The organism is Streptomyces sp. B93, assembly GCF_018070565.1.
Classification (GTDB): domain Bacteria; phylum Actinomycetota; class Actinomycetes; order Streptomycetales; family Streptomycetaceae; genus Streptomyces.
Genome location: NZ_JAGPXL010000035.1, coordinates 17655 through 29249 on the forward strand (window position 1 = coordinate 17655; position 11595 = coordinate 29249).

Here is an 11595-nt window from a genome sequence, read left to right on the forward strand (position 1 = left end):
ACCCTCGGGAAGTCCCATGACCCTCACCCAGCACGACATCGACGCCGAGATCGCGGCCGAGCACGCGGCGTACGAGAAGCGGGTCGCCGACGGCGGTCCCGTCGAGCACCACCCGCGCCGTGACTACGCCCCCTACCGTTCCTCGCTGCTGCGCCACCCCCGGCGGCCGCCGGTCACCATCGACGTCTCCGAGGACCCGGAGCTGGTGGAGCTGTCGTCCCCCGCCTTCGGCGAGCGGGACATCACCGAGACCGACAACGACCTGACCCGGCACCGCACCGGTGAGCCGATCGGGGAGCGCATCACCGTCTCCGGACGGCTGCTGGACCGCGACGGCCGGCCGGTGCGCGGCCAGCTCGTCGAGATCTGGCAGGCCAACTCGGCGGGCCGCTACGCCCACCAGCGCGAACAGCACGACGCGCCCCTGGACCCGAACTTCACCGGGGTGGGCCGCACCCTCACCGACGACGACGGCCACTACCGCTTCACCACCATCCAGCCCGGCCCCTACCCCTGGCGCAACCACGTGGGCGCCTGGCGCCCGGCGCACATCCACTTCTCCCTCTTCGGCACGGCGTTCACCCAGCGACTGGTGACGCAGATGTACTTCCCGGGCGACCCGCTCTTCGCGTACGACCCGATCCTGCAGTCGGTGACGGACGACGCCGCCCGGCAGCGGCTGGTGGCGACGTACGACCACGCCCTGTCCGTGCCGGAGTTCTCGCTGGGCTACCACTGGGACATCGTGCTCGACGGCCCGCACGCCACCTGGATCGAAGAAGGACGCTGACCCGAGATGACGAAGATCGACACCAGCAGGCCGGAGAGCGTGCTGCCCACCCCCTCGCACACCGTCGGGCCCTTCTACGGCTACGCCCTGCCCTTCCCCGGCGGCGGTGACATCGCGCCGGTGGGCCACCCGGACACCATCACCGTGCAGGGGCACGTGTACGACGGCGAGGGCAGGCCGCTGCCGGACGCCTTCGTGGAGCTGTGGGGCGCGGACCCGGACGGCGAGGTGCCCCGGGTGGACGGTTCCATCCGGCGTGATCCGGCCAGCGGCGGCTATCTGGGCCGCAACGGCGTGGAGTTCACCGGCTGGGGCCGCGTCCAGACCGACGCGGGCGGCCACTGGTACGCGCGGACGCTGCGGCCGGGGGCGCGCGGCGGCAGTGCGCCGTACCTGAGTGTGTGCGTGTTCGCGCGCGGGCTGCTGGTGCACCTCTTCACCCGGATCTACCTGCCGGGCGACGAGGCCGCGCACGCCACCGACCCGCTGCTCGCCCGGCTGGACCCGGAGCGACGCGCCACGCTGGTCGCCACCGACGACGGCAAGGGCACCTACCGTTTCGACATCCGCCTTCAGGGCGAAGGCGAAACGGTCTTCCTGGAGTACCAGTGACAGCTGCCGACGACGACACCGGCCTGCTCGCCCCCGGGTGGGCGGGCTCCGCCACCGCCGCCGCGACGGGCGACACCGCGTTCCTGCGGGCGCTGCTCGACGCGGAGGCCGCGCTGACGCGTGCCCAGGCCGCGCTCGGGCTCGCCCCGGCCGAGGCGGCGACGGCGGTGACCGAGGCGGCCCGGGGCGCCCGGTTCGACGCCCGGGAGCTGGCGGGGCGGGCCCGCGCGGGCGGCAATCCCGTCATCCCGCTCGTCGCCGGGCTGACGGAGGCGGTCGGCAAGGAGCACGGACCGTATGTGCACCGGGGCGCGACCAGCCAGGACATCATGGACACGGCGATGATGCTGGTCGCCGTGCGCGGTCTGGCCCCGGCCCTCGCGGACCTGGAGCGCGCCGCACGGGCGCTGGCCGGGCTCGCCGCCGCCCACCGGGACACCGCGATGCCCGGCCGGACACTCACCCAGCACGCCGTACCGACGACGTTCGGGCTGAAGGCCGCCGGGTGGCGGTCGCTGGTGCTGGACGCCCGGGACCGGCTGACGGCCGTACGGGACGCGCTGCCCGCCCAACTGGGCGGCGCGGCCGGGACGCTGGCCGCCTTCGGGGCGTACGGCGCCGGGGACCCGCTGGAGCTGCCGGGGGCCTACGCGCGGGAACTCGGGCTGGCCGAGCCGGTGCTGCCCTGGCACACACTGCGGACCCCGGTCGCCGACCTCGCCGGGGCGCTGGCGTTCACCGCCGGGGCGCTGGGGAAACTCGCCGCCGATGTGCTGGTGCTGGGCCGCACGGAGATCGCGGAGGTCGCGGAGGGCAGCGGCGGCGGTTCGTCGGCGATGCCGCACAAGGCGAACCCCGTGCGCGCCACCCTGATCGCGGCGGCGGCCCGGCGGGCACCCCAGCTCGCGGCCGTGCTGTACGGCTCGCTGGCGGCGGAGGACGAGCGTCCGGCGGGGGCCTGGCACGCCGAGTGGGAGCCGCTGCGGGAGCTGCTGCGGCTGGTCGGCGGGGCGGCCCGGGACGCCGCGGAACTCGCCGGGGGGCTACGGGTGTTCCCGGACCGGATGCGGGAGCACCTCGGCCTCACCCACGGGCTGGTCGTCTCCGAGCGGCTGTCCGCCGAGCTGGCCCCGGTGCTCGGGCGGGCCCGCGCCGGGGAACTGCTCACCGCGCTGGCCCGCCGCACCTGGGACGAGGGCCGGACCCTGGCGGAACTCCTCGCCGCCGAACCCGAGTTGAAGGGCCTCGACCTCGGGGACCTCACCGACCCCGCCCGCTACACCGGCTCCGCGGGAGCCCTCACCGACCGTGCGCTGGAGCGACGTTGACCGTGGAACTCCTCAACCACCGGACCGAAGGACCCCACTCCGCTCCCGCGCTGCTGCTCGGGCCGTCCCTGGGGACGTCGTACGCCCTGTGGGACAAGGTGGCGCCCGAGCTGTCGGCCGGGCACCGGGTGGTGCGCTGGGACCTGCCGGGGCACGGCGGCTCGGCGGCGGAGCTGATCGGCCCCGGGGCGACCGTCGGTGACCTCGCCGCTCTGGTTCTGGCGCTCGCCGACGCGCTCGGCGTCGAACGGTTCGCCTACGCGGGGGTGTCGCTGGGCGGCGCGGTCGGGCTGCACCTCGCCCTGCACCACCCCGAGCGGCTCACCTCCCTCGCCGTCGTCTGCTCCTCCGCCCACTTCAACGGGGCCGCACCCTGGCGGGAGCGGGCGGCGCTGGTGCGGCGCGAGGGCCTGGCCGGGCTGGCGGACGGCGCGGACGCCCGCTGGTTCACACCCGGGTTCACCGTGCCGCGGCTGGTGCGCGACCACCGGGAGGCCGACCCGGGGGCGTACGCCGCCTGCTGTGACGCGCTCGCCGCCTTCGACGTACGGGCCGACCTCGGCCGGATCGCGGTGCCGACGCTGCTGGTGGCCGGGCGCGAGGACCCGGCGACACCGCCCGCGCACCTCAGGGAGATCGCGGACGCGGTGCCGGGGGCGGCGCTGGTGGAGATCCCCGGCGCCTCGCACCTGGCGCCCGCCGAGCGGCCGGAGGCGGTACTGGCGGCGCTGCGGGCGCACTTCGGCGAGGGGCCCGCCCGGCTGGGGACGGCGGTGCGGCGCGAGGTGCTGGGCGACGCCCACGTGGACCGGGCGCACGCGCGGCAGACACCGTTCACGGCCCGGTTCCAGGACTTCATCTCCCGCTACGCGTGGGGGGAGATCTGGACCGACCCGACGCTCAGCCGCCGGGAGCGCAGCATGGTCACGCTGACCGCGCTGGTCGCGCACGGGCACTACGAGGAGCTGGCGATGCATGTGCGGGCGGCGCGCCGCAACGGGCTCTCGCCCGAGGAGATCGGCGCGGTGCTGCTCCAGACGGCCGTCTACTGCGGCGTACCGGCGGCGAACTCGGCGTTCGCGGCGGCGCAGCGGGTGCTGGCCGAGGAGGAGACCGGCGACGGCACCTGATGTCACGTCAGGACCGGGGGCCGGTCTCCAGGGTGCGGCGGGCCTCCAGGGCCCGCTCGGCGAGGCCGTCGGCGCCACAGGAGCGGGCCAGGGCCAGACCGCGGTTCAGTTCGGCGGCGGAGCGGGCGGCGATGCCGTACTCGACGCGGGCGGCGGCGTGTTCGTACAGGCAGGGTGAGGCTTCCAGGTAGGTGACGGCCTGGTGGGCGAGGCCGACCTTGCGCTGGCCGGTCTCCAGGTCGGCGGCGCAGCGCAGGGCCTCGCCGATGGCGGTGTCGGTGCCGAACCGCTCGGCCTGGCGGCGGGCGTCGGTGGCGAGGCGGGCGGCGCGGCCGGGGTCCTCGGAGGCGAGGGCGCGGGCGAGGTCGACGGTCCAGGGCGCGAGGACGGGGTTGTGGCCGCCGCGGGCCGCGGTGGCCTTCTCGGCCGCCTCCAGTTCGTTGACGCCCTCCTTGACCCGGCCCACGGCGAGCAGCAGCCGGCCGCGCACCGAGCGGGTGTCGGGCAGCACGATGGTGGTCGGGTAGGGCGGGGCGAAGCCGTAGCGTTCGGCGACGGACCAGGCCTCGTCGACATGGCCGCGGGCGAGCAGGGTGTCGACCAGTCCGCACGTCGCCGACCAGTACAGCGGCAGTCCGCGGCCGACGCGTTCGGCGAGGCGCAGGGATTCGCGCAGGACCTCCTCGGCGTCCGTCAGCCGGCCCTGCCGGCGGTAGGCGAGGCCGAGGAAGGCGTTGGCCAGGGCGAGGTGGCCGCCGCTCCAGCCCGCGGTGGTGTAGGCGCGCAGGGCCTCCGCGAAGAGGCTCTCGGCGCGGTCCAGCCGGTCGGCGCAGGCGTAGCAGCTGCCGAGCATCATCAGCAGTTCGACGCCCCACTCGGTGTCGGTCCAGCCGAGGCCGGGCGCGAGGCGGCCGTTGACGAGGGCGCGGTCGGCGATCTCCACGACCTCCTCGGCGTTCTCGCCGTGGGTCATGGCGTCGAAGGCGCGCAGGATGAGCAGGGCGCGTTCGGAGTTGTCGCGGCCGGTGCAGGTGCGGGCCAGCCGGGCGAGCCGTTCGGAGCGGCCGGGGGTGGCGGACTCGCCCGCGTGGATGCCCTCCCACATGTACTGCACGGCCTTCAGGCGCAGCTTGTCGGGGCCGTCGGGGTGCCGGGCGGCCTCGGCCTCGACGGTGCGGACGGCCTGCTCCAGCTGGTCGTTGTGGAGCAGGGCCTGGGAGAGGCGGAAGACGGCGTCCACGCGGGCGGTGCCGTCGAGGCCGGGCATGGCCAGCGCGGTCCGCAGGTGGCCGATGGTGGTGGCGGGCGCGGTGAGCAGGGTCGCGCAGCCCAGTTCGTAGAGCACGCGCGCGTGCACCTCGGGCCGGGGCGGTTCCTCCAGGGCGCGTTCCAGGCAGCGGCGGGCGGCGTCGACCGCGCCGACGGCGAGGTGTTCGCGGGCGGCCTCGCGGAGCTGGTCGACGAGTTCGGCGTCGTCGTCGGGGTGGACCTGGAGCAGATGGCGGGAGGCGGCCGCCGCGCCGAGGCCGGAGTCGGTGACGACCTGGGCGGCGATGCCGTGCATGGCGGTGCGCAGGCCCTCGGGGATGGAGTTGTAGACGGCGCTCGCGATGAGCGGGTGGACGAACTCCAGGTCGGTCTCCAGGTCGGTCTCCAGGCCCGTTTCCGGGTCGGTTTCCGCGTCGGGTGCCGTGAGGATGCGGGCGGAGCGCAGCAGGGCGGCGCAGTGGGCGGCGTCCGCGCGGTCCATGGTGGTGAGGCGGGCGACGAGACCGACGGAGATGTCGGTGCCGAGGATGGCGGCGGCCCAGGCGAACCGGGTGGCGTCGACGCCGAGTCCCTCCAGCCGGGAGACGAGTCCGCGCCCGCGGGCCGAGCGGTTCAGGGCGCGCAGTTCACCGGCGGACGCCTCGGTGGGGATCAGCTCGCTGTCCTGGACCTTGGCGAGGAGTTCGACGGTCTCGTAGGGGTTGCCGCCGGTGACGGCCCACACCTCGCGGCAGAACGGCGCGTCGGCGTGGTCGCCGAGGGTGGCCCGGGTGATCCCGGCGCTGGCGTCCGGGGTGAGCGCGCTGAGGGTGTTGACGGGGCGGCCCGCGGCCTCGGCGACGGCGTCGAGGTGGCGGGCGCTGTCGCCGCTGACCTCGCCCGGCCTGCGGGCCACGACGACCAGGACGGACAGTTCGCGCAGCCGCTCGGCGAGCGCGGCCAGCCAGCTCAGGGTCTCCTGGTCGGCCCAGTGGGCGTCGTCGATGAGCAGCACCAGCGGCCAGTCCCGGTCGGCGAGCCGCCGTACCGCGGCCACCAGGCCGTCGCGGACGCCCCGCGGGTCGGCCTGCCGCTCTCCGGGGTCCGCTATGCCGAGGGCGGGGCCCGCGATGTCGTACCAGTCGCCGAGGTACTCGCGGGCCTCCTCGGGGAGCATCGTGACGAGCGCGGGCTGGAGCAACTGCCGTACCACGTTGAAGGGGACGGACCTGAGGGTCTCGCCGCCGCGGGCGGACCAGACGGTGCAGCCGCGCCGCTCGGCGATCCGGCGGGCCTCGGCCAGCAGCGCGGTCTTGCCGAGTCCGGCCTCGCCGCAGAACATCAGCAGACCGCCCGTGGACGTGCGGTCCACGCACAAGGCGTCGACCGCCTGTTCGAGGGCGGCGACCTCCCGGTCGCGCTCCCACAGGGAGGCCGAGGCCGCCGCCGACGACCGTCCCTCCGTCATCCCGCTACCTCCCGGAGTCGCCCGAACGACGTACGAAGGGAGCCTAGTCCTCATCAAGTCGGCGTGGCGCGTGGTCCGGTGAGTGTTCCCGGGAGGGATGACAGCGGTTGCCGCGCGGGTGTAGGGGGAAGGTCCCCGAAATGGCCGCCGACCCTCTCATCCCGCTTTCACCGACGCCTCATACGGTGGGGTCATGACGCAGGTGACTCCTCCCGGGTGGTATCCCGACCCCGGGCAGACGAATGAGGGGCCGCCCACCGAGCGCTGGTGGGACGGCAAGGCATGGACGGACCAGGTCCGTCCCGCGGGGTCGGGCGCCGCGTGGGGTCCCCCGGCGCAGTCCCCGGCGGACTCCGGCCCGCCCGCACCGGGCGCCTTCGGCCCGGCGCAGCCCGGCTTCGGGGCGCCGGACGCCCATCCCGGGCCGCCCGGCTATCCGGCCTTCCCCGGCCATCCGGGCTATCCGGGGCAGCCGCCCACCCGGGCGCGGCGCGGGCTGCGCACCGGGATCGCGGTGGGTGTGGCGGTCGTGGTGCTGGCGAGCATAGGCGTCGGCGTGTGGGCGCTGACCAAGGACGACGGCGGCGACGGCGGCCGGGCCGACTCGCAGCAGGGGCAGGACGGCGGCCCCTTCGGCGGTCCGGACGGCGACGGCGGTTCCGGCGGGGACGGCGGCCCGGGCGGGAACGGCGGCGGGGACTCGGGCGGCTCCGGCGGCGCGCCGGGTCCCGACGAGTCGCAGGCGCCGGAGGTCGAGGGCGGCGGCACGCTGTCCGACCCGGTCAACGGCATCAGCCTGAAGGTGCCGGACGGCTGGACCGGGCAGCAGATGACGGTGGGCGCGCAGATGGCGTCGGACACCACCTACAAGTGCCCCGGCGACACCTCCAAGAGCTGCACGAAGGGCGGCGCGTACTCGGCGCCCGCGCTGGCCCTGGGCACCGAGGGCGACACCGCCGAGGAGGTCGCCAAGGCGGACATCGCCGAGAACGCGGAGGAGTCCTACGGCGGCGACTCCTACGGGAAGATCACCTCCCACGAGGTGCTGTCCTCGGGTGCGGTGACGGTGGCCGGGCAGAAGGGCTACCAGGTCCGCTGGAAGGCGGTGACCAGCAAGGGCTCGGACGGCTATGTCGAGTCGCTGGTGTTCCCCTCGCCGGGGAACCCGGACCGGCTGGTGGTGGTGCGGATGGGTCTCGACACCGACCAGAAGGTGTCGCTGCTCGACGACATCGCCGAGAGCATCAAGGAGTCGTCCGGCGGCGGGGGCAACGGTCAGGACGTCTGACCGGCCGCCGCGGCCGTTCGGCCGGACGGGGCGCCCCTCCGCTCTCGGGGAGCCCCGTCCGGCCGGTGGTGCGCGCCGCCCCCGTCCCCACGGTGCGGCGCGGTCAGGTCACCGTCCAGTCATCCCGTGGACGGCGGCCTGGGTCCCTCATGTGAGGCCGAGTGCCGGGAGTACGGCGGCCTCCACGAAGCGGAGCAGATAGTCGGGGTCGGCCTCCTCGCCCTCCAGCAGCGGGCGCATCCGCTGGACGCCGAACATCTGCGCCGGCACATAGCCGAGCGCGGGATGGTCCGCGGGGATCTCGCCCCGTTCGACCCCGCGCCGGAGCATCTCCGCGAGCGCCTGCAACTCGGGCTCCATCACGGCCTCACGCAGCGCCCGCGCCAGTTCCTCGTCCTGGACGACTGCGTGCCCGAGCGCCTGCACCAGGGCGCTGTCCCGGTCCGAGCAGTCCCCGGCGACCCGCGCCACCTGGCGGAGGTCCTCGGCGAGCGAGCCGGTGTCGATCCCGGCGAAGCGGGCCCGTCGACGGGACCGCAGGGCCGCCGCCACGAACTGGGGCTTGGTCTTCCACTGCCGGTAGAGCGTGGACTTGCTGCACCGGGTGGTCTGGGCGATGCCCTCCATGCTGACGGCGTCGTAGCCGCACTCGCGGATCTGGCGCAGGACGGCGTCGAAGAACTCCTGCTCGCGCTCGGGCGTGAGCTTGGAGCGGCGCGAGGCGACGACCGGTTCCGGTCGCTCCGCGGCCTGCGACGACGTCATCGGCTCTGCTCCTCACTGCGGGGGACGGCGCGGGGGGTCGCGCGCTTCCAGTGTGTCGTACGTCTATCGATACGCCAGTGTACCGGTACAGGACCGTATCGGTACACTCTCGTATCGGTACGGAGACGTATCGATGCCGTACGCATGGACCCTGCGCCAGCCGGGCCCGGCGGCACCACCGTCAGGGAAGGGCCGGGGATGTGACTGCGAGGACTGCGCGACCACCGCTGCTGAGAGAGCTGCTGCTGGTCGCGGGGCTTTTCCTGGCCTACAAGGCGGGCCGGCTGCTGGGGCCGGACCACACGGACGGGGCGTTCCCCAACGCCCACCGCGTCTGGGACCTGGAGAGGGCACTGCGGCTGCCCGACGAGGGCGCTGTGCAGTCGCTGCTGCTGCACGGGGAGGCACTGGCCCAGCTGGCGAACACCTACTACGCCACCGTCCACTTCCCGGCCACCGCCGCGTTCCTGGTCTGGCTGTACCTGCGCCGCCCCGCGCACTACGTGTGGGCCCGGCGGGTGCTGGCCACCGTCACCGCGGCCGCCCTGGTCGTCCACCTGGTGTTCCCGCTCGCGCCGCCCCGGATGCTGACGGCGACGGGCCTGATGGACACCGCCCGGGTCTTCGGGCCGTCGGTGTACGGGCCGCCGGAGAGCGACCAGCTGTCCAACCAGTTCGCGGCGATGCCCTCGTTGCACTTCGGCTGGGCGCTGATGCTGGCGGTCGGCCTGATCGTCGCCACGGGGTCGCGGCTGCGCTGGCTGTGGCTGCTGCACCCGGCGCTCACCCTGCTGGTGATAGTCGGCACGGCCAACCACTACTGGCTGGACGCCCTGGTGGCGGCGGTGCTGCTCACCCTCGCCCTGGCCGTGATCCACGCACCGCGCCGGACGGCCGCCACCGTGGGCCGCGGCGGCCGGGAGCCGGTGCCGGCCGAGGGGCGCGGACTCGTCGGGGCGGGGCGATGAGCGCCGCGCTGATCGCCGTACTGCTGTCCCTGCTGTCGGCGGGCGCCTACGCGGTGGCGGCCGTGGCCCAGGAACGGCTCGCCTCCCGGACCGCGCGCCCCGGCGTGCTGCGGCTGTTCGGCCGTCGCGCCTGGTGGTGGTCGGTGCTGCTGAACGGCACCGGGGCGCTGCTGCACGTCGTGGCGCTGCGGTACGGCCCGCTCACCGTGGTGCAGCCGCTCGGCGCGCTCACCCTGGTGGCGGCGGTGCCGCTGGGCGCCCGGATCGCCCGCCGCCGGGTCAGTGCCGTCGAGTGGCGGGGCACCGGGCTCACCCTGCTGGGCCTGGGCGCCCTGCTGCTGACGGCGTCCGGGCCCGCCCCCGACGACGTGCTGAGCGTCCCGGAGGCGCTGGCCGTCAGCGCCACGACCGCGGCCCTGATCGGCGCCCTCGCCTGGCCGGGCGCCCGGCCCGGCCTGCGGCACGCCACCGCGTCCGGGATCGCCTCGGGTGTCGCCTCCGCGCTCACCCAGACGGTGACGGTGGCGGCGACCGACCGCACGGGGCCGCTGCTGAGCGCGCAGACCGTCGGGGTCGCCCTGCTGGTGGCGGCCTTCGCCACGGCCGGGCTGCTGCTGGCCCAGACCGCCTACCGGGGTGGCCTGGGCGCCCCGCTGGCGGTGGTGACACTGGCGAACCCGCTCGCCGCCGCGCTGATCGGCGTCGTCCTGCTCGGTGAACGCCTCCGCGGTGGCGTGGCGGGCGTCCTGCTCGCCCTCACCGGCGCCGCGCTGGCGTCCTGGGGCGTGGTCCTGCTCTCCCGGGCCGGACCGCGTCCGGCGCGGACGGAACCGGGGACGGCCTTCGTCCCCCGGCAGCAGACCGCCCCGGAACCGCTGCCGCGGCCCTGACCGCCGCACGCCGGGACCGTCACGGCGCCGCCGATCGGTCCTGCCTTATGCCGGGACTGTCACGGCGCCCGCCGATCGGTCACCCCGTACGCCGGGAAAGTCACGGCACCCACCGCTCCGTCACCCCGTACGCCCGGAAAGTCACGGCGCCCGCCGGTCGGTCACCCGCAGGTCCGCCTCGATACGGCTCGCGGCGGCCAGCAGGGGCGGGAGCAGGTCGCGGCGGAGTGCGGTGAGGGACGTGCGGCCCGCGTGGACGGCGATGTTGACCGCGGCCACCACCGTGCCGTCCCGGTCGCGGACCGGCGCGGCGATCGAGCGCAGGCCCTCCTCCAGCTCCTGGTCGACGAGGGCGTGGCCCTGGCGGCGGACCCGGTCGAGTTCGGCGCGCAGGGCGTCGCGGGAGGTGAGGGTGCGGCCGGTGAGGGGGCGCAGCTCGGCGCGGTCGAGACGGGCCTCGCGTTCGGCGTCGGGGAGGTGGGCGAGGATGACCCGGCCCACGGAGGTGGCGTGCGCCGGGAAGCGGGTGCCGACGGTGATGGCGGCGGACATGATGCGCCGGGTGGGGACCCGGGCGACGTAGACGATGTCGTCGCCGTCGAGGACGCACAGCGAGGACGACTCGCGCACCTGGGCCACCAACTGGTCGAGGTGCGGCTCGGCGAGCTGCGGCAGGGTCAGGCCCGCGAGGTAGGCGTAGCCGAGTTCGAGGACGCGCGGGGTGAGGCGGAACAGCCGCCCGTCGGTGTGGACGTAGCCGAGGTCGGCGAGGGTGAGCAGCAGGCGCCGGGCCGCGGCGCGGGTGAGGTCGCAGGCGCGGGCCACCTCGCTGAGGGTGCGGGCGGGGTGCTCGGCGTCGAAGGACCGGATGACCGCGAGGCCGCGCTCGAAGGACCTCACGAAGTGCGGTGCGCGGTCTGCGGGGTTCATCTCGCCTCCAGCGGTGCGGCTGTCCGGATGCCGGGATACGGCCGGGCCCCGGCGGATTGTCAACAACATTGTCCGGCCGAGGCATTGACCCGCCCCCCGGCCGGTTCTACGGTCCCGCTGAGCACCAAACGCGTACCACTGTGCGGTCTGCGCACAGCCTGTCGGAACACCGTTGCAC

At 75.2% G+C, this 11595-nt stretch carries 10 protein-coding genes; 7 read left to right on the top strand and 3 right to left on the bottom strand.

What is annotated here, in order from left to right:
* Positions 1-16 precede the first annotated feature (16 nt).
* From pcaH to pcaD, 4 genes are read left to right on the top strand one after another with little or no spacing between them, the layout of a single operon-like run.
* Positions 17-790, top strand: coding sequence for a protocatechuate 3,4-dioxygenase subunit beta (pcaH, locus tag KBY47_RS26935; RefSeq protein ID WP_210925293.1), 774 nt, complete (start codon positions 17-19; stop codon positions 788-790).
* A 6-nt stretch (positions 791-796) separates the two neighbouring features.
* Positions 797-1402, top strand: coding sequence for a protocatechuate 3,4-dioxygenase subunit alpha (gene pcaG, locus KBY47_RS26940; protein ID WP_210925295.1), 606 nt, complete (start codon positions 797-799; stop codon positions 1400-1402).
* Positions 1399-2730: a 3-carboxy-cis,cis-muconate cycloisomerase gene (gene pcaB / locus KBY47_RS26945; RefSeq protein WP_210925297.1), complete on the top strand. Its 1332-nt coding sequence runs from the start codon at positions 1399-1401 to the stop codon at positions 2728-2730. The genes pcaG and pcaB overlap by 4 nt, the downstream gene beginning before the upstream one ends.
* Entirely contained in the window at positions 2727-3860 is a 1134-nt protein-coding gene (gene pcaD, locus KBY47_RS26950) for a 3-oxoadipate enol-lactonase (RefSeq protein WP_210925299.1), read from the top strand. Before pcaB ends, pcaD begins: the two co-directional genes overlap by 4 nt.
* Positions 3861-3867: 7 nt before the next feature.
* Here pcaD and KBY47_RS26955 read toward each other — a convergent pair whose 3' ends face one another.
* Positions 3868-6576, bottom strand: coding sequence for an AAA family ATPase (locus KBY47_RS26955; protein WP_210925301.1), 2709 nt, complete (start codon positions 6574-6576; stop codon positions 3868-3870).
* Between the two features lie 193 nt (positions 6577-6769).
* Here KBY47_RS26955 and KBY47_RS26960 point away from each other — a divergent pair, with 193 nt between their 5' ends.
* The gene (locus KBY47_RS26960) at positions 6770-7864 is read left to right on the top strand and encodes a DUF2510 domain-containing protein (RefSeq protein ID WP_210925303.1); all 1095 of its coding nucleotides are present in this window, start codon (positions 6770-6772) and stop codon (positions 7862-7864) included.
* A gap of 147 nt (positions 7865-8011) precedes the next feature.
* Here the strand turns inward: KBY47_RS26960 and KBY47_RS26965 are convergent, their stop codons facing one another.
* Positions 8012-8629 (bottom strand): TetR/AcrR family transcriptional regulator, encoded by a 618-nt coding sequence (locus KBY47_RS26965; protein WP_210925305.1) that lies wholly within the window; start codon positions 8627-8629, stop codon positions 8012-8014.
* A gap of 200 nt (positions 8630-8829) precedes the next feature.
* Here KBY47_RS26965 and KBY47_RS26970 point away from each other — a divergent pair, with 200 nt between their 5' ends.
* The gene (locus KBY47_RS26970; protein WP_308405301.1) at positions 8830-9597 is read left to right on the top strand and encodes a phosphatase PAP2 family protein; all 768 of its coding nucleotides are present in this window, start codon (positions 8830-8832) and stop codon (positions 9595-9597) included.
* Positions 9594-10487 carry a DMT family transporter gene (locus tag KBY47_RS26975; RefSeq protein WP_210925307.1) on the top strand — a complete coding sequence of 298 codons (894 nt, stop codon included), beginning with the start codon at positions 9594-9596 and terminating at the stop codon, positions 10485-10487. The genes KBY47_RS26970 and KBY47_RS26975 overlap by 4 nt, the downstream gene beginning before the upstream one ends.
* 141 nt (positions 10488-10628) lie before the next feature.
* Here KBY47_RS26975 and KBY47_RS26980 read toward each other — a convergent pair whose 3' ends face one another.
* A complete protein-coding gene (locus KBY47_RS26980) occupies positions 10629-11417 on the bottom strand; it encodes an IclR family transcriptional regulator C-terminal domain-containing protein (protein WP_210925309.1) in 789 nt (262 codons plus the stop codon).
* Positions 11418-11595 lie beyond the last annotated feature (178 nt).